Annotated in this window: 16 protein-coding genes and 1 riboswitch; of the genes, 8 read left to right on the top strand and 8 right to left on the bottom strand. The window is 61.7% G+C overall.

Features of this window, described 5'->3' with window-relative positions:
- Positions 1-87 precede the first annotated feature (87 nt).
- Positions 88-597: a GcrA family cell cycle regulator gene (locus AB8A38_RS17490; protein WP_068737968.1), complete on the bottom strand. Its 510-nt coding sequence runs from the start codon at positions 595-597 to the stop codon at positions 88-90.
- A gap of 446 nt (positions 598-1043) precedes the next feature.
- Here AB8A38_RS17490 and AB8A38_RS17485 point away from each other — a divergent pair, with 446 nt between their 5' ends.
- From AB8A38_RS17485 to AB8A38_RS17475, 3 genes are all read left to right on the top strand, one after another.
- Entirely contained in the window at positions 1044-2282 is a 1239-nt protein-coding gene (locus tag AB8A38_RS17485; protein WP_439086852.1) for an aspartate aminotransferase family protein, read from the top strand.
- Positions 2282-3220, top strand: a complete 939-nt coding sequence (argF, locus tag AB8A38_RS17480; protein WP_439086850.1) for an ornithine carbamoyltransferase — start codon at positions 2282-2284, stop codon at positions 3218-3220. The genes AB8A38_RS17485 and argF overlap by 1 nt, the downstream gene beginning before the upstream one ends.
- 275 nt (positions 3221-3495) lie before the next feature.
- Entirely contained in the window at positions 3496-4494 is a 999-nt protein-coding gene (locus tag AB8A38_RS17475; protein WP_439086848.1) for an Hsp33 family molecular chaperone, read from the top strand.
- Between the two features lie 872 nt (positions 4495-5366).
- On the opposite strand, the gene apaG is transcribed toward AB8A38_RS17475, so the two are convergent.
- Entirely contained in the window at positions 5367-5759 is a 393-nt protein-coding gene (apaG, locus tag AB8A38_RS17470; RefSeq protein WP_315840224.1) for a Co2+/Mg2+ efflux protein ApaG, read from the bottom strand.
- Positions 5760-5989: 230 nt separating this feature from the next.
- On the opposite strand from apaG, the gene AB8A38_RS17465 reads away from it, so the two are divergent.
- From AB8A38_RS17465 to AB8A38_RS17455, 3 genes are read left to right on the top strand one after another with little or no spacing between them, the layout of a single operon-like run.
- Positions 5990-7246 carry an OpgC domain-containing protein gene (locus tag AB8A38_RS17465; RefSeq protein WP_439086846.1) on the top strand — a complete coding sequence of 419 codons (1257 nt, stop codon included), beginning with the start codon at positions 5990-5992 and terminating at the stop codon, positions 7244-7246.
- Entirely contained in the window at positions 7243-8001 is a 759-nt protein-coding gene (locus AB8A38_RS17460) for an SGNH/GDSL hydrolase family protein (RefSeq protein ID WP_439086844.1), read from the top strand. Before AB8A38_RS17465 ends, AB8A38_RS17460 begins: the two co-directional genes overlap by 4 nt.
- Positions 8001-8972, top strand: coding sequence for an SGNH/GDSL hydrolase family protein (locus AB8A38_RS17455; RefSeq protein WP_439086843.1), 972 nt, complete (start codon positions 8001-8003; stop codon positions 8970-8972). The genes AB8A38_RS17460 and AB8A38_RS17455 overlap by 1 nt, the downstream gene beginning before the upstream one ends.
- Positions 8973-9100: 128 nt before the next feature.
- Here AB8A38_RS17455 and AB8A38_RS17450 read toward each other — a convergent pair whose 3' ends face one another.
- On the bottom strand, positions 9101-10282 hold the full coding sequence (locus tag AB8A38_RS17450; RefSeq protein WP_439086841.1) for an O-succinylhomoserine sulfhydrylase: 1182 nt from the start codon (positions 10280-10282) through the stop codon (positions 9101-9103).
- An 83-nt stretch (positions 10283-10365) separates the two neighbouring features.
- Positions 10366-10445, bottom strand: a riboswitch (SAM riboswitch).
- Between the two features lie 107 nt (positions 10446-10552).
- Here AB8A38_RS17450 and AB8A38_RS17445 point away from each other — a divergent pair.
- Positions 10553-11659 (top strand): 2'-deoxycytidine 5'-triphosphate deaminase, encoded by a 1107-nt coding sequence (locus AB8A38_RS17445; protein ID WP_439086840.1) that lies wholly within the window; start codon positions 10553-10555, stop codon positions 11657-11659.
- A gap of 16 nt (positions 11660-11675) precedes the next feature.
- Here AB8A38_RS17445 and AB8A38_RS17440 read toward each other — a convergent pair whose 3' ends face one another.
- The 4 genes from AB8A38_RS17440 to AB8A38_RS17425 form a co-directional block, all read right to left on the bottom strand.
- Positions 11676-11882 carry a hypothetical protein gene (locus tag AB8A38_RS17440; protein WP_439086838.1) on the bottom strand — a complete coding sequence of 69 codons (207 nt, stop codon included), beginning with the start codon at positions 11880-11882 and terminating at the stop codon, positions 11676-11678.
- A 439-nt stretch (positions 11883-12321) separates the two neighbouring features.
- Positions 12322-13017 carry a Crp/Fnr family transcriptional regulator gene (locus tag AB8A38_RS17435; RefSeq protein ID WP_439086837.1) on the bottom strand — a complete coding sequence of 232 codons (696 nt, stop codon included), beginning with the start codon at positions 13015-13017 and terminating at the stop codon, positions 12322-12324.
- 342 nt (positions 13018-13359) lie between these two features.
- Positions 13360-14019, bottom strand: a complete 660-nt coding sequence (locus AB8A38_RS17430; RefSeq protein WP_315840231.1) for an outer membrane protein — start codon at positions 14017-14019, stop codon at positions 13360-13362.
- Between the two features lie 231 nt (positions 14020-14250).
- A complete protein-coding gene (locus AB8A38_RS17425; protein ID WP_439086835.1) occupies positions 14251-15144 on the bottom strand; it encodes a LysR family transcriptional regulator in 894 nt (297 codons plus the stop codon).
- 139 nt (positions 15145-15283) lie between these two features.
- On the opposite strand from AB8A38_RS17425, the gene AB8A38_RS17420 reads away from it, so the two are divergent.
- Positions 15284-16276: an aldo/keto reductase gene (locus tag AB8A38_RS17420; RefSeq protein ID WP_439086833.1), complete on the top strand. Its 993-nt coding sequence runs from the start codon at positions 15284-15286 to the stop codon at positions 16274-16276.
- Between the two features lie 19 nt (positions 16277-16295).
- On the opposite strand, the gene AB8A38_RS17415 is transcribed toward AB8A38_RS17420, so the two are convergent.
- Positions 16296-17150 (bottom strand): NAD-dependent epimerase/dehydratase family protein, encoded by an 855-nt coding sequence (locus AB8A38_RS17415; RefSeq protein ID WP_439088546.1) that lies wholly within the window; start codon positions 17148-17150, stop codon positions 16296-16298.
- Positions 17151-17157: the final 7 nt, after the last annotated feature.

Raw genomic sequence — 17157 nt, 5'->3', positions numbered from 1 at the left:
GGAGAGGTCTCCGCTCACAATTCCCCCAAAACGAAAAATGCCCGGCTCATCACCGGGCATTTTCATTTGGTTTAGATGCTTTCCAGCTCAGCGCGTCGGCTTTGGGACCGCGCGGCGGCGGTCGCTGGCCGGCTGATAGGCGATACGCGAGTGATGCGCGCAATAGGGGGCGCCGGCCAGGGCCTTGCCGCCGCAGAAATAGAAGTCCGCGCTCGACGGATCGCCGATCGGCCAATGGCAGGTGGCTTCGTTGAGTTCGACCAGCGACAGGCGTTGGCTGATCGGCACGATGTTGTCATAGGCGATCGGGTCGGGCTCGGCCTCGATCTCGTAATTATGGGCCAGCGCGGTATTGCCGCGCGCCATCGGGCGGGCGACGCGTACCATCTGCTGCGCCGGGCGCGCCTTGCGCTGCCGCGGAGCTGCCGAGGAGGGGCTCTTGGCACGACCGGACAGGCCAAGGCGGTGAACCTTGCCGATCACGGCGTTGCGGGTCACGTTACCGAGTTCCGCAGCGATCTGGCTGGCGGAAAGGCCGCCTTCCCAGAGTTTCTTCAACTGTTCGACGCGATCGTCGGTCCATGTCATTACCGTCATCGCCGTTTTCCCTTCGTGAGCGCCGGCCTGACCGGGCAGCGCTGCGAGTTGAGACTTCAAAAATCCCTGCGGTCAGAATCCTTTAGCGCTCACCGGGCGCGAATTTCGCGTCCGGCTGTTACGCCGCACTGGATGTGTCAAAAGGATCTACCGCCGCACGAGATGTCGTATCCGACGAGGCAAAAGCTACAATATGCCGTGACTCGCGCGCAAGAGTCGGGCATGCCGCGTCCACATGCTTCTGCAAGTAAAGCTGCAAAATCGGCTTTTTCTGCGACTCCGTGTGACTCGAAAGCCGCAGTGCGCGGTTGACAGTCTTCACAGCACACATAGAATAATGCCCACGTGCCGCCCGAGAAGGGCGGCACGTTTCGTTTCTAGGGTCCGTTGTTCGATTTCGCACAGTTGTCATCGACGCGGCCGCAGTCTTTTCGATCGGATCGGTTATGACCAGCAACGCAACGTCTTCGCCCCTCTCTCAGGCTCACTTGCTGCCTGTTTTCGCGCGTGCGGATGTCGCTTTCGAGCGCGGTGAAGGCGCGTGGCTGATTGGAACCGATGGCGAGCGCTATCTCGATTTCACCAGCGGCGTCGCCGTGAACGCACTTGGCCATGCGCACCCACATATGGTCGCCGCATTGCAGGAGCAGGCCACCAAGCTCTGGCACATGTCGAACCTGTTCAAGAGCCCGGACGGCGAGCGCCTCGCGGCCCGGCTGTGCGAACAGAGCTTTGCCGACTTCGTGTTCTTCGCCAATTCGGGTGCGGAAGCGATGGAATGCGCGATCAAGGTGACCCGGCACTATCATTTCTCCAAAGGCCATCCCGAGCGCACGCGCATTATCACCTTTGAAGGCGCGTTCCATGGCCGGACCCTCGGCACGCTCGCCGCGACCGGCGCTGCCAAATATCTCGAAGGCTACGGCACGCCGCTCGACGGCTTCGACCAGTTGCCGCTCGGCGATATCGAAGCCGTGAAGAAGGCGATCGGTCCGAACACCGCCGGCATTCTCATCGAGCCGCTGCAGGGTGAAGGTGGCGTGCGTGCGCCGAGCAACGCGTTCTTCGGCGCATTGCGCGAACTCTGCGACAAGAACGGCATTCTGCTGATCTTCGACGAAGTGCAGACCGGCATGGGCCGCACCGGCGAACTGTTCGCCTATCAGCGCATCGGCGTGACGCCTGATGTGATGTCGCTGGCCAAGGCGCTCGGCGGCGGCTTCCCGATCGGTGCGTGCCTCGTCACGGCGGAAGCGGCCGAAGGCATGGCGCCCGGCTCCCATGGTTCGACCTTCGGTGGCAATCCGCTGGCGGTCGCTGCCGCGAATTCTGTGCTCGATATCATGCTGAAGCCCGGTTTCTTCGACCATGTGAAGAAGATGTCGCTGCTGCTGAAACAGAAACTCGCGGGTGTGGTCGATGGCCATCCAGATGTGCTCAGCGAAGTGCGCGGCGAAGGTCTTCTCATCGGCCTCAAGGCGGTCGTGCCGGCCGGTGATCTCGTTGCAGCACTGCGTGACGCCAAGCTGTTGACGGTTGGCGCCGGCGATAATGTCGTGCGCTTCCTGCCGCCGCTGATCGTCAGCGAGTCCGAGATCGAGCAGGCCGTGCAACGGCTGGAACAGGCTTGCGTGGCCCTCGGCTCATCCGCCAAAGCATCTGCAAAGACGCAGGGAGCCGCGTGATGAGCACGTCACCGCGGCACTTTCTCGATCTCACGGCCGTGCCGGCCAGCGAGTTGCGCAATATCATGAATGCGGCGGCTGCCATGAAGGCGAAGCTGAAGGGGCGGGATGGCACCAATGCCGAGCCCGATCGTCCGCTCAAGAACAAGACGCTGGCGATGATCTTCGAAAAGCCCTCGACGCGCACCCGTGTGTCGTTCGAGGTCGGCATGCGCCAGCTCGGCGGCGAAGTCGTGATGCTCACCGGCGCCGAAATGCAGCTCGGCCGCGGCGAGACCATTGCCGACACCGCACGCGTGCTGTCGCGCTTCGTCGACATCATTATGATCCGCATCCTCAATCATGACTCGCTGATGGAGCTCGCGGAAAATGCGACCGTGCCGGTCATCAACGGCCTGACGCGGTTCTCGCATCCCTGCCAGGTGATGGCGGATGTCATGACCTATGAGGAGCACCGCGGTCCGATCAAGGGACGCACCGTGGCCTGGACCGGCGATGACAACAATGTGCTGATGTCCTGGGCCCATGCGGCCGAGCGCTTCCAGTTCAAGCTCAATATCGCGACGCCGCCGCAGCTGTCGCCGAAGAAGCCGTTCAAGGACTGGGTCAAGGCGGCAAACGCGCCGATCACCTTCAGCGACGATCCCGATGCGATGGTGAAGGGCGTCGATTGCGTCGTCACCGACACCTGGGTGTCGATGGGCGACAAGGACGGCGAAACCCGCCACAACCTGCTCAAGCCCTATCAGGTCAATGCGCGCCTGATGTCGCTGGCCAAGCCCGATGCGCTGTTCATGCATTGCTTGCCCGCCCATCGCGGCGATGAGGTCACCGACGAGGTGATCGACGGTCCGCAGTCGGTGGTGTTCGACGAGGCCGAAAACCGTCTGCATGCGCAGAAGGGCATTCTGGCCTGGTGCCTCAACGCGGTGGCGTGATCTTTTCTTCCCCTCTCCCCCAGCGCAGCGAAGCTGCGCGCCGTGGGAGAGGGTGGATCGAACACGCGAAGCGGGTTCGAGACGGGAGAGGCATATCCACAAGCGCCGAGCTTTGCGGCTATCCCTCTCCCGCCTTCGCTTCGCTCAGGCACCCTCTCCCACTGCGCGGAGCTTTGCTCCGCTGGGGGAGAGGGGGAAGAAGCCGTGCGTCACCTGGATTTCCCGGTTCCATCGCCCCCTTTCACTTGCGGCCCTCCGCCCCCAAATAGAGCGCCATGACCCCATCAAATCCACATCTCCAGCCCGACGCCCCCATCCGCGCGCCGTCCTCCGTTCCGGTCGATGACGCGGTGCTGCCCTTTGAGGTTGCGCCGCTCGATCTGCGCGGGCGGCTGACGCGGCTTGGCCCGGCGCTCGACGAGCTGCTCGCCAAGCATGATTATCCCGCGCCGGTGGCCAAGCTGCTCGGCGAGGCGATCGTGCTGACCACGCTGCTCGGCTCGTCGCTGAAATTCGACGGCCGCTTCATCCTGCAGACCCAGACCGACGGTCCGGTGTCGCTGATGATCGTCGACTTCCGCGCGCCCGATAAAATGCGCGCCTATGCGCGGTTCGATGCCGAGCGCCTTTTGCCCGGTCTCGGCACCGCGGCGCTGCTCGGCAAGGGCCATCTGGCGATGACCGTCGATCAGGGGGCGGATATGAGCCGCTATCAGGGGCTCGTCGCGTTGAATGGCGGCACGCTGGAAGATGCCGCGCATGAATACTTCCTGCGCTCCGAACAGATTCCGACCAAGGTGCGCCTCGCCGTCGGCGAAGAATGGCGCAGCGGCGAGGAAGGCGGCCCGAAACATCGCTGGCGCGCCGGTGGCATGCTGCTGCAGTTCCTGCCGAAGGCGCCGGAGCGCGTGCAGCGCGACCTCCATGCCGGCGATGCGCCGGAGGGCGCGACCGTGGATGCCGTGCCGGAAGATGACGCCTGGGTCGAGGGCCAGTCGCTGATTGGCACCGTCGAGGATGTCGAGCTGATCGATCCGGATCTATCCGGCGAGCGGCTGCTGTATCGCCTGTTTCACGAGCGTGGCGTCCGCGTGTTCGCCCCATCGCCGCTGCGCGCGGAGTGTTCCTGTTCGCGCGATGCCGTGTCCGGCATGCTCAAGAGCTTCGAGCCGCAGGACCGCGCCGATATGGTCAAGGACGACAAGGTCGTCGTGACCTGCGAGTTCTGTTCGTCGGTGTACGAGTTCACACCGCAGGAAGCGGGCGTGGAGTAGGCATTCGCCCGCGTCCTCCCGACTCAAGCTCGTCATTCCGGGGCGCATGAAAGCGGCGAAGCCGCTGAAATGCGAACCCGGAATGTCAGAGTGTTTGGCGCTGAACAGGTCGAGATTCCGGGTTCGCGATACGCCGCCTTCGGCGTTTCCTCGCGCCCCGGAATGACAGTTTGGGGCGGGGCGGCGAGGCAGCGCTCAAACATTTTTTCCTATCCTTCATTGACAACATCCCCGTCAGGTTTATATTCCCCTCCGTCCGGCCCCGATGAGAGGGGCGAGCGCGATCGTCACGTTCGCGGGGCTGGATGCGGTGGACGCCGGAGATGCGGCGTCACGCGGTTTGGGGGTGACGTCTGTCTTCGGGCAGGACGGATCTGCGCCAGCACTGCCACTGGCAAGGAGACGGCCGACCTTCGGATGGAAAGAACCTCTGGACAGTGTGACGGACGACCAAATCGAAACGCGTCCGCTTACTCGCTTGAGGCTCCCTGTCCCTCCGCCGTGGGACCATCATTTTGGTGATCGGACCGTTCGCCAAGGCAAAGTGCAAGCAGGCTGAAAAAACACCGTATGCGGAACGTCGGGCACTTGCTCGGCGCCTCCGAAAGTCCTGATGCACCAACTTTGCGGAAGACCGCATTCGCATCAGGCCCAAGGGTGCAACGGGCACCCGGCGTTCCGCACGCCCTCTCGCAAGGGGGCGGGAATGCGAAGCACGACGGCGCCCCCGCGCCGCAAACAATGGGGGCGATGACGCATGTCTGAAGGGCAGGGGCTGTTTGACAGTTGAATCTGCGATGGCGCACAGGCGCCAGCGATATCCCCCTTCAGCGCAGCTTCGCCGCTTGAGGGAGGGAGAAGAAGACCTGCCCCTAATTCAGCACACGCTTCCTGTCCGGTCCGTCCAGCGAAAATAGCGGCACGTCGATCTCGAACGGCTCGCCGGTATCGGTCACCATCTGATAGGTGCCTTCCATGAAGCCGGACGTCGTCGGCAGCGGCACGCCCGATGTGTATTCGAAGCGTTCGCCGGGGCCGAGCACGGGCTGTTCGCCGACGACGCCTTCGCCGCGCACTTCCTGCATGCGGCCGGCCGCATCGGTGATGATCCAGTGGCGGGTCTTCAGCTGCACGGTCTCTTTGCCGGCATTGGTGATGACGACCGTATAGGACCAGAAGAACTCGCGCTTCTCCTGCGACGAGCGTTCGGGCATGAAATTCGGTTCGACGGTGACTTCGATCTGTCGTGTTATGGCGCGGTACATGGCGGTGTCATCGTTCAAAATACGTCGCAAGCATAGCGAAAACCGCGCCTTTGGCCAAATCACGTGAAGTTCGGCGTCCAACGCCGGCGGGCCATCGCTGTTTCAACATAGTTACCGCATAATCGATCCCTGGTTTGGTTATGACGTGACGGATCATCCCATGCAAATGGCCTGCGTGTGGTGGGACGGTTAATTTTCATTATGCGACGATTGCCGTTGAGCGGTGCTGAATGACCTCTGTTGCCGATCCGATCGCCGACCAGCTCCACGCAGACACGTCAATGCACGTATCCGCGTCGCGGGCCTCGGCGCGTGCCGATACCGTGTCGCTTCCCGTTGCAGGCACCGAGCGTGAGTTGCGTCTCGATCTGTTTCGCGGGCTGGCGCTGTGGCTGATCTTCATCGACCACCTGCCGCCGAATATCCTGACCTGGCTGACGATCCGTAATTACGGTTTCAGTGACGCTACCGAGATCTTCATCTTCATCTCCGGCTATACCGCCGCTTTCGTCTATGGCCGCGCGATGCAGGAGCAGGGCACGCTGGTCGCCAGCGCGCGCATCTTCAAGCGGGTCTGGCAGATCTATGTCGCCCACGTCTTCCTATTCACGATCTTCCTCGCGGAAATCTCCTATGTTGCGACGCGGTTCGAGAACCCGCTCTATTCCGAGGAAATGGGAATTCTCGATTTTCTCAAACAGCCCGATGTGACCATCGTTCAGGCGCTGTTGCTAAAATTTCGCCCGGTGAACATGGACGTGTTGCCGCTCTATATCGTCCTCATGCTGTTCCTGCCGCCGATCCTCTGGCTGATGCGGCGCCGCGCCGATCTCACGCTGGCGCTGTCGGTCGGTCTTTATGCGCTGACCTGGGAATTCGACCTGCATCTGACCGCCTACCCGAACGGCGTCTGGGCCTTCAATCCGTTCGCCTGGCAGTTGCTGTTTGTGTTCGGCGCCTGGTGTGCACTTGGCGGCGCCGTCAGGATGTCGCGGATACTGTCATCCAACATCACGCTGTGGCTCTGCGTGGCCTATCTTCTGGCGGCGTTCTGGGTGACGCTGACCTGGTACATTCCGCAAATCCATCATCTGCTGCCGAAGGTCATCGAGCAGTGGATGTATCCCATCAACAAGACCGATCTCGACGTGCTGCGCTTCGCCCACTTCCTGGCGCTGGCGGCGCTCACAGTCCGTTTCCTGCCCAAGGAGTGGCCGGGGCTGAAATCGGTCTGGCTGCGGCCGATGGTGCTGTGCGGCCAGCACTCCCTCGAAATCTTCTGTATCGGGGTGTTCCTGGCCTTTGCCGGCCATTTCGTGCTGGCCGAGGTCGCCGGTGGAGCCGGCATGCATGCTCTGATCAGCTTCCTCGGCATAGTTGTTATGTCAACCGCCGCCTGGGTGTTTTCGTGGTACAAGGGCGTCACTGTCAAAGGCGGATCCCGCGCCAAACGATCCGACGCGGATCTCGCAGGAGGGGAAGCATGAAGGCCGTTCTGCGGCTCACGATGCTGGCTGGCCTGCTGGTGGCGGCTCCTGTCCGGGCCGAACCGCCCGCGCATACCTGTGAGGTTCCCGCCTACCTCCTAACCTCCGAAAGCACCCTGCCCAAGGTCGAGGCTGCGGCAAAACCGGGCGGAAAGCTCGATATTCTGGTCATTGGCAGCCGATCCTCGGTGATCGGGGTCTCCGACCACTCCGCGGCCTATCCGAACCGGCTACAGACCTATCTCAAGGAGAAGCTGCCGGGCGTCGAGGTGAACGTGGCGCTGGAACTGCAGGTCAAGAAGACCGCCGAGGAAATGGCCCCGACCCTGGAACAGCTGGTGACGGACAAGAAGCCGAACCTGGTGATCTGGCAGACCGGAACCGTGGATGCCATGAAACAGGCCGACGCCGAGGACTTCCGGAACGCCCTGGATGAGGGCGTTGCCGTCATGCAAAAGGCCGGAACTGACGTCATTTTAATGAATCTGCAGTACAGTCCGCGCACGGAGACGATGATTTCCGGCTCCGCCTACCTAGATAATATGCGTGTGGTGGCGCAGCAGCACGACATTCCGCTGTTCGACCGTTTCGCCATCATGCGGCACTGGAATGAGAGCGGTGATTTTGACCTGTTCAGCGCGTCGCCCGGCATGGAGCTGGCGAAGCGGGTGCATGATTGTCTTGGCCGGGCGCTTTCGACCTTTGTCGTCGATGCGGCCAAGATCAAAGCAGCGGATTTGAGGATTCAGCGTTAATGAGTTTCGTCGGCCATTTGTCTCGCCTTGCTGTCGTCGCTGCCTTTGCTGCCTCTACGACTCTCGCACTCCCGATCTCATCGTCCATCGCGCACGCCGAAGCGGCGCAGGCCGCTCCGGCTGACAGCAAGGGCGCCGACCAGAGTGTTGCGGTGAATGACCCCGCGGACGCCGCGAAGAGGGGCGTCGCTGCGAAGGCCATCGACAAGGTCAAGGAAGTCGCAAAGACCGCGACCGATATCTTGAGCCGCGTCCCCTGCCGTGCGCCGAAAGGCGGCATGAAGGCGATGGGCGCGCTGCCGCATGTTGCCAGCAAGCTTGTTGCCGGCAAGCCCGTGGTGATCGTTGCGTTCGGCTCGTCCTCCACCGAAGGCTATGGTTCGACGGCGCCGGAATTCACCTATCCGAACCGCCTCGCAGCGCAGCTGCATCGTGCTTACCCGTCGGCCAATATCACCGTGCTCAACCGCGGCAAGGGCGGCGAAGATGCGCCGGAAATGATGGCGCGGCTGCAGAGCGAAGTGATCAATTCGAAGCCTGACCTCGTGATCTGGCAGGTCGGCACCAATGCGGTGCTGCGCAATCTCGATCCCGGCGAAACCAGCAAGATGGTGGAAGACGGCGTAGCCCGCATTCAGGCGGCGGGCGCCGATCTGGTTCTGGTCGATCCGCAATATTCGCCGCTGGTGAATACGCGTCCCGAAGGCACCAGCAAGATGGTCTCGCTGCTGCATAAGGTGGCCGAACTGCGCAAGGTCGGCATCTTCCCGCGCTTCGAAGTGATGAAGGAATGGCACGAAGGCCAGCAGATGTCGTTCGACAGCTTTGTCATTGCCGACGGCCTGCATATGAACGATTGGGGCTATGCCTGCTTCGCGCAGTTGCTCGGCGACAACATCATCAAGTCGGTCGGCCAGGTGAAGCTCGGCATCAACGAACCGCAGATTCAGCAGGCGCAGAAGCCGCTGTAAGTTTATTGTGGTAGTTGAAACTAAAACGCCGTCATGGCCGGGCGTGTCCCGGCCATCCACGTCTTAGTTCTAGGCAAAGACGTGGATACCCGGCATTCGCCGGGCATGACGGAGTGTGATGGTGCGAACTACGCCTTCGCCAGTGCCGCCTGAAGATCCTCGATCAGATCGTCACGATGCTCGAGGCCGGCCGAGAAGCGGATGAAGCCTTCTGTGATCCCGAGTTCGAGCCGTGCTTCCAGCGGCAGGCGCTGATGCGTCGTCGTCGCCGGATGCGTAACGAGGCTCTTGGCATCGCCGAGATTGTTGGAGATCCGGGCGACCTTCAGCTCATTGAGGACGCGGAACGCCGCTGCCTTGCCGCCCTTCACCTCGAAGCCGATCAGCGTCGAGCCGGCGCGCATCTGCTTCTTCACCGTTGTCGCCTGCGGATGGTCCTCGCGGCCCGGATAGACCAATCGCGAAATCTTCGGATGCTGGGCCAGCACATCCGCGATCGCCGCGGCCGTCTGGGTTTGCCGCTCGACGCGGATCGCCAGCGTCTCCAGTCCCTTCACCAGCGTCCACGCATTGAATGGTGAGATCGAGGGGCCGGTCTGGCGCAGATAGTTATGAATATGCTCGTCGATGAAGTCCTTCGACGACAGGATGATACCGCCGAGACAACGTCCCTGACCGTCGATGTGCTTGGTCGCCGAATACACGACGACATCTGCACCAAGCGCCAGCGGGCTCTGCCAGAGCGGCGTTGCGAACACGTTATCGACGATCAGTCGCGCACCGCCGGCATGGGCGATGTCAGCGATGGCTGATATGTCGAGCACGTCGAGCGTCGGATTGGTCGGGCTTTCCAGGAACAGCGACTTGGTGTTCGGGCGCATCGCCTTCTGCCACTGGTCGAGGTCGAGGCCGTCGACGAGGGTGAATTCGATGCCATAGCGCGGCAGCAGCTCCTCGATGACGTAGCGACAGGACCCGAACAGGGCTTTCGCAGCAACGACGTGATCGCCCATGCGCAGCGGCGCGAGAATGGCGGTGGTCACGGCGGCCATGCCGGTGGCCGTCGAGCGTGCAGCCTCCGCACCTTCGAGGTCGATCATGCGGCTCTCGAACATCGACGTATTCGGATTCGAAAAGCGCGAATAGATAAAACCGGGATCTTCGCCCTTGAACCGCGCCTCGCAGGCTTCTGCGGTCTCGTAGATGAAGCCCTGCGTGAGGAAGAGGGCTTCGGACGTCTCGTTGAATTGCGAGCGTAGCGCGCCGGAATGAACGAGCCGGGTTTCGGGGCGATAGGACTTCGTAGACATGTGACCTCCAACGTACCCGCGTAACACGGGCACAAAAAAACCGGCCTGGACGGACGTCCTCAGGCCGGGATCGCATGCTGGAAGGACATGTGTCCCCGGCCTGTTTAGCGACTTATTTTACGTGGCTGCAAGCCGGCCGGCTCAAATCACCACGGGATAACGATGTGCATATTCCCGCTTGCCCTTTTCGTCAAGGCGGGGCTGAGATAACCGGTAAAGTCGCTATTTTTCAGTGTATTCTCGCTGAAGGACGACCGAAGGACGAGACCTGTGCCGTTTACGCTTGCCCCCGATGCCGATGGAATTCTGCCCGACCGCATGATTGCGGCGATGGCCGATGCCGGCCTGATCCTGCCGGAATATCCCTTCGTCGAGAGCCAGATTCAGCCCGCCAGCCTCGATCTGCGGCTTGGCTCCATCGCCTATCGCGTGCGCGCCAGCTTCCTGCCGGGGCCGAATTCGACGGTCGCCGAGCGCATCGACGAGTTGAAGCTGCACGAGATCGATCTGTCCGACGGTGCGGTGCTGGAGACCAACTGCGTCTACATCGTGCCGCTGATTGAAAGTCTGGCGCTGCCGCCGAACATCTTCGCAGCCGCCAATCCGAAGAGCTCCACGGGACGCCTCGACGTGTTCACGCGGGTGATTGCTGATGGCACCAGACGGTTCGATGTGATCGGTGCGGGCTATCACGGGCCGCTTTATGCCGAGATCAGCCCGAAGACATTTCCAGTCCTGCTGCGCGAAGGCTCGCGTCTGTCGCAGGTGCGCTTCCGCGTCGGCGATGCGGTGCTCGATACCGAAGCGCTGGAAGACCTGCATGCGCAGGAGCCGCTGGTCGACAGCGAAACGGCCGATCTGAACAACGGCCTCGCACTATCGGTCGACCTGTCCGGCGAAAACGCCTCGGGCTTCGTCGGCTACCGCGCCAAGCGTCATACCGGTGTGGTCGATATCGATCGTCGCGGTGGCTACAGCGTCAATGAATTCTGGGAGCCGATCTCGGCGCGCAAGGACGGCACGCTGATCCTCGATCCCGGCGAGTTCTACATTCTCGCTTCCAAGGAAGCGGTGCAGGTGCCGCCTGACTATGCCGCCGAAATGGTGCCGTTCGATCCGCTGGTCGGCGAATTCCGCGTCCATTATGCCGGCTTCTTCGATCCCGGCTTCGGCCATGACGGCGCCGGCGGCAAGGGCTCGCGCGCCGTGCTCGAAGTGCGCTCGCGCGAAGTGCCGTTCATTCTCGAGCACGGTCAGATCGTCGGCCGTCTGGTCTATGAGCGCATGCTGGATCGTCCGGATGCCCTCTATGGCCAGCGCATCGGCTCAAATTATCAGGGCCAGAGCCTGAAACTTTCGAAGCACTTCAAGGTCTGACGGGGGCGTCGTCGCGTCAACACTTCGCAGTCTGTACCAATGCCGCAGGCGACGGCGACAATGCCCGCTTCATCGCGGCGTAAGTGCGCAACTGCGCGGCGCTCTTCAGAGCGTGATCGCGCGCTTCGCCGGGCGGCAGCAATGCGGCCTCGCTGGTCCGGGAAGCCGCCTGAATATCCAGGTGATCGGCCGAAAGAAAGACCATTTTCTGCCTGCTGCGCATCGTGCTTGTCCTTTCACGGCGTGCCTAATTCGGCGCGCGAAGGTCGGCGTCGAGCCATCCTGCAGATCTGGATTTCATAGGGTCTTCTGCAATTAAGGCTTTGATGAAATGGCCGCATGTCCCACATACGAACGAGCGCAAGTCCACCCCCGACGACTCCGGACCGATCCGGGCGAGCATCATGCGGGACATGCATCTGGGGCAGCGCGGATGTTCGCTTGAAGTGAGATTATTCGGTTCGGGCCGAATTTCAGTCATGGTGCACCCCTGTGTAACAGGCGGGAGCACGACGCTCTCAGTCACCGACAAAAGCCGATGTGCGGCTCGGTGATTGGCCAACCATGCGCTCCATATGTCGGAGAGTCGACATAATTCCCCGGTTCCATCATTAATTCGCGGAACCTCGGGCTTTTTTGATCAGCCGGTGTTTGACGCTGGCTTAGCTAGCGCTTGAAAGCCTTTGGAAGCACTCGCACGACAAGTCTTCGACCTTCTGTCGGTCAAGTATTTTGATGGTCCCGCGCGCGTAGGTAATGATGCCCGCCTTCTGCAGATTGCTCGCGACTTCCGTGACCGACGTACGCCGCACACCCAGCATCTCGGAAAGGAACTCCTGCGTCAGTTCGACCGTATCGCTTGCGGCACGATCGGACGACTGGAGCAGCCAGCGGCAGAACCTCTGGTCGATGGGATGTAGAGCGTTGCAGCCGGCGGTGACGCGCGACTGCATAAGCAGCACTTCGTTGTAGTCGATGCACAGCTTCCGGATGACCTCGTTCGCCGCGACTGCCTTCCTCAACTGCGATGCCGCGATCAGCGTGCAGGTCATAGAAAGCTGAACGACGACGCGGACCGACGACTTGTAGAGGCCGATTCCCGCCATCGCCCCGACGACGCCCTCACGTCCGACCGTCGATGTCTCGATGGCCTTGCCGTCCTGCATGACAACGAGCAAGGAGAGCATCCCGCTGTGAGGGAAGTAGATCTGGTCGAACTCCTCACCGGATTCCAGCAACACCTGCCCTTGCGGGAGCGTCCGGGTTGAAAGATTGGGAAGGAGCATCTCGAGTTCGGAGCGCGGCAAGGTCGAGAGCAGCTTGTTGTCCAAGGGACCGCCTGAATTCGGCGACAGCATGCAGATTTCCTGCCCGATCGGTCGGGCCGCTTCCGCAAGGGGGTTGGAATACGCTCCGAGAGCACGTTCCACGCGGTTACCGTACATATGGGGTGCCGGATGCGAGAATGGGCGGCGCCAAGCCGTGCCGGCAGGCCATCTCGCGGAATCACGATTGGCAGACCCCGGATAGCCAAGTTCATTCAGGCGCTTAAGACGATTGCGCCGAAGTATAATATTTCTCGCTTTGGACGAGGTGTGTGCTTCGCAACCTCCATGATCTCTCCTGGCACGAAAAAAAGGCCCGCATCGCTGCGGGCCTAAGTTTTTTCTGGAGACGAAGTAGACGATAGATCGTCAGGCTTACTGAACGAAGCCTGCGCCGAAGTTGCCCAGATTGAAGCGATAGTTCAGGCCAGCCTTGATCGTGTGCTCGTCGTTCTTGAATCCACCGACAGCGAGAGCTGGCGTGAGGAAGGTGACGTTGCCGAAGTCGTAGTACTGATATTCGACCTTGCCCGACCAGTTCTGGGTGAACAGGTATTCGAGACCGCCGCCAACCGTGTAGCCATCGCGACCGCCGTTGCCGCCGAAGCCATTAGTGAAGCGCGAGTCAGCCCAGGCGTAACCGCCCTTGGCGTATACCAGGGCCGGACCCCAGGTGTAGCCGAGACGGCCGGTGACCGAACCGAGGCCACGATTGTCGAAGTTGCTGTTGGTGTCCTTGAAGCTGTAATTGGCTTCGAGACCGAACACCCAGTTCGGCGCGAACTGGTAGTCGTAACCACCCTGCACACCGCCCATGAACGTGCCGTCGCGGCTGCCGATCAGCGCGTTGTCTTCGCCCGGGAACGCGCCGCCGACGTGACCACCGATGTAGAAGCCGGTCCAGTTGTAGATCGGAGTAGCCGGAGCATAGGCCGGAGCCTTGGTGTAGGGGCGTGCAGCCAAGTCAGCAGCAGACGCAGGAGCAGCCAAGGCGACGAGGGCCAGAGCAGCGGTAGACAGTAGAAGCTTCTTCATCAGGTGTTCCTTCTCAATCCCAACGGGGATGACGAAGGCGAACCTAGACTATTGCGCAGTGATTGCTGTCACACGCGTGCAACAGCGCTCCAAACGAAAAAGGCAGCTTTGGCGGCCGCGTCGCGCTTACGACACAGCATTGCCCAAATTGATTCAGGAACTTTTCACGATGTGCGATTTCGCTTCAATCATGTTCGGATTGAGGCGATGGAACCCGATTTTGATCCCAGATCAGCCGCGGTAACGCAACGCTTCAACCAGCGCCGCAAATGCGGGTGTCGATTGCCGGCGGCTCGGATAATAAAGGTGATAGCCCGAGAACGGTTGGCACCAATCGTCCAGCACCTGAACAAGCCGGCCTGAGGCAATCTGATCGCGCACGCGATCCTCCGGCAAATAGGCCAGCCCCAGTCCGCTCAGCACCGCCTTGTGGCGCAGCGACATGTTGTTGAACACGATCTGGCCATCGACGCGCACTTTCAAAGCGCGCCCGCGCTTCTCGAACTCCCACTCATAGAGGCCGCCCATGGTCGGCAGACGGATATTGATGCAGTCATGCGCGGTGAGATCTTGCGGGCGTTTCGGCAGCGGGCGTTTGGCGAAGTAGGACGGTGCGCCGACCACGACCATGCGAAAGTCCGGTCCGATGCGGACGGCGATCATGTCTTTTGCGACCTGTTCGCCCAGGCGAACGCCGGCATCGTAGCGTTCCGCAACGATATCGATAAGGCCGTAATCGACGACGAGTTCGGCCTTGATGTCGGGATAGCGTGGCAGCAGCTTCGCGAGGGCGGGCCAGATGATCGTCTCGGCGGAATGCTCACCGGTGGTGATGCGGATAGTGCCGGCCGGCTTCTCTCTCAGTTCCGTGACGGCCGCGAGTTCGGCGTCGATCTCTTCCAGCTTCGGGCCGATCGTGCGGATCAGGCGTTCGCCAGCCTCGGTCGGCGCCACGCTGCGGGTCGTTCGGGTGAGGAGCCGCAGTCCGAGCCGCTCCTCGAGACCGCGAATGGTGTGGCTGAGCGCGGATTGCGAGACGCCGAGCTTGGCGGCTGCGCGCGTGAAGCTCGCTTCTTTCGCGACGGCAAAGAAAGCAAGGAGGTCGTCGATTGTCTGGCGGGCCATTCATGAATCCGGCTGATAAGTGCGTGCAGATTATATCATCTAGTCTCATGGGCACACAATCTCCAGATGTCGCATGTCGGCGGCAACATCCCACCAGTGCGGGAGCCGCTCATTGGCCGGATGGCACAGGAGATTTGACATGAAGACACGCATACTCGGACGCAATGGACTGGAAGTCTCGGCCATCGGGCTCGGCTGTATGGGGATGAGCTTCGGCTACGGGCCTCCGGCCGACACAACAGAAATGACCGCACTGATCCGCGCGGCTGTCGAGCGCGGCGTGACGTTCTTCGATACCGCCGAAGTCTATGGTCCGTTCACCAATGAAGAACTCGTCGGCGCAGCGCTCGCGCCGGTTCGCGATCAGGTCGTCATCGCCACCAAATTCGGCTTCAGGCTCGATCCCGCGACCGGTCAGCAGGTCGGTCTCGACAGCCGACCCGCGCATATTCGCGAGGTCGCCGAAGCATCGCTCAAACGCTTGAATATCGATGCCATCGATTTGTTCTACCAGCACCGCGTCGATCCCGACGTGCCGATCGAGGATGTGGCCGGTGCGGTGAAGGATCTGATTGCCGAGGGCAAGGTGAAGCACTTCGGCCTGTCCGAACCCGGCGTGACGACAATTCGCCGCGCCCATGCCGTGCAGCCGATCACCGCCATCCAGAGCGAATATTCGCTGTGGACGCGTGGCCCCGAGAAGGAAGTGCTGCCGACGCTCGAGGAACTCGGGATCGGTTTCGTCCCTTACAGCCCGCTCGGTAAGGGCTTTCTCACGGGTGCCATGAATGAGAGCACGACGCTCGACAGCGGTGATTTCCGCAACATTCTCCCGCGCTTCACACCCGAAGCGCGCAAGGCCAATCAGGCGCTGGTTGATTTGCTCGGCGAGATCGCCGGACGGAAGCAGGCGACGCCGGCACAGATCGCGCTGGCATGGCTGCTGGCCCAGAGGCCGTGGATCGTGCCGATCCCGGGCACCACGAAACTGCATCGGCTTGAGGAAAATCTCGGTGCGGCGGCCATAGAGCTGACGTCAGACGATCTGCGGGACATCGACAGCGCTGCTGCAAAAATCACCGTGCAGGGCAACCGCTATCCGGACAGGCTGGAGGCGATGACCGGCCGGTAATCCGCAGGTCACGCGCTGCTTAGATCTCGCGCTGCTGCCACAGCGCCGTGAGGCCTTCGCGATAGGTCGGAAACGCGAGCTTCACGCCGAGCTCGCGTTTCAGCCGTGCATTCGCGATACGGTTGCTGCTGGCATAGAAGCTGCGCGCCATCGGGCTCATCTCGGCGTCATCGAAATTCTGCTCGGGCGGTGGCGCGATTCCCATCAGCGATGCGGCGAATGTCACGACGTCTTGCGGCGGCGCGGGCTCGTCGTCGCACAGATTCCAGATGCCGGTCTGCGGATGGTCAAAGGCTGCGGCGATGGTCGCCGCGATGTCATCCACATGAATGCGATTGAACACCTGGCCTGGCTTGACGATGCGATGGGCCTTGCCGGCTTTGAGATTTTCCAGCGCATTGCGGCCGGGGCCGTAGATGCCGGCAATGCGCAGAATTGTCGTGCGATTGCCGGCCACGGCGGACCAGCCGGCTTCGGCATCGATGCGTGCCTTGCGCCGACCCTCGCCAAAGACCGGGGCAGTTTCGTCGATCCAGGCGCCCTGATGATCGCCGTAAACCCCGACGCTGGAGAGATAAACGATGCGCCGGATGCCGCTGGCGGCGATCTCTGAGCCAAAAGTCTGCAGCACGGGATCGCCGTCCGCGCCGGGCGGAATCGAGACGAGCAGTGCGTCGGCCTTTGTGAGGTGATCGGCAATGCGGGGATCGGCGACGTCCGGGTTGAAGACGAGCATCTCGATATCGCGGGCTGGTGCCAAGGCTGCCGATTTGCCGGCCGTGCGGACGGTGCCGGCAATAGTGGTGAACTGACCGCCATGCTGCGCGATGAAGCGGTTTGCGCTGTAGCCGAGGCCGAAGACGAAAAGACGCACGTTCATC

It is taken from the genome of Tardiphaga sp. 839_C3_N1_4, assembly GCF_051811045.1.
Lineage (GTDB): Bacteria > Pseudomonadota > Alphaproteobacteria > Rhizobiales > Xanthobacteraceae > Tardiphaga.
Note: the sequence above shows the minus strand (reverse complement) of the source record. Positions and strands in the feature narration are given on the sequence as shown.

Bases quoted from the DNA above. Each gene is read 5' to 3' on its own strand.
- AB8A38_RS17435 (WP_439086837.1), bottom strand. From the start codon at position 13,017: ATGCTGTCGCCGAATTCAGGCGGTCCCTTGGACAACAAGCTGCTCTCG.
- AB8A38_RS17440 (WP_439086838.1), bottom strand. From the start codon at position 11,882: ATGCGCAGCAGGCAGAAAATGGTCTTTCTTTCGGCCGATCACCTGGAT.
- AB8A38_RS17485 (WP_439086852.1), top strand. From the start codon at position 1,044: ATGACCAGCAACGCAACGTCTTCGCCCCTCTCTCAGGCTCACTTGCTG.
- argF (WP_439086850.1), top strand. From the start codon at position 2,282: ATGAGCACGTCACCGCGGCACTTTCTCGATCTCACGGCCGTGCCGGCC.
- apaG (WP_315840224.1), bottom strand. From the start codon at position 5,759: ATGTACCGCGCCATAACACGACAGATCGAAGTCACCGTCGAACCGAAT.
- AB8A38_RS17460 (WP_439086844.1), top strand. From the start codon at position 7,243: ATGAAGGCCGTTCTGCGGCTCACGATGCTGGCTGGCCTGCTGGTGGCG.
- AB8A38_RS17425 (WP_439086835.1), bottom strand. From the start codon at position 15,144: ATGGCCCGCCAGACAATCGACGACCTCCTTGCTTTCTTTGCCGTCGCG.
- AB8A38_RS17455 (WP_439086843.1), top strand. From the start codon at position 8,001: ATGAGTTTCGTCGGCCATTTGTCTCGCCTTGCTGTCGTCGCTGCCTTT.
- AB8A38_RS17450 (WP_439086841.1), bottom strand. From the start codon at position 10,282: ATGTCTACGAAGTCCTATCGCCCCGAAACCCGGCTCGTTCATTCCGGC.
- AB8A38_RS17490 (WP_068737968.1), bottom strand. From the start codon at position 597: ATGACGGTAATGACATGGACCGACGATCGCGTCGAACAGTTGAAGAAA.
- AB8A38_RS17420 (WP_439086833.1), top strand. From the start codon at position 15,284: ATGAAGACACGCATACTCGGACGCAATGGACTGGAAGTCTCGGCCATC.
- AB8A38_RS17475 (WP_439086848.1), top strand. From the start codon at position 3,496: ATGACCCCATCAAATCCACATCTCCAGCCCGACGCCCCCATCCGCGCG.
- AB8A38_RS17430 (WP_315840231.1), bottom strand. From the start codon at position 14,019: ATGAAGAAGCTTCTACTGTCTACCGCTGCTCTGGCCCTCGTCGCCTTG.
- AB8A38_RS17465 (WP_439086846.1), top strand. From the start codon at position 5,990: ATGACCTCTGTTGCCGATCCGATCGCCGACCAGCTCCACGCAGACACG.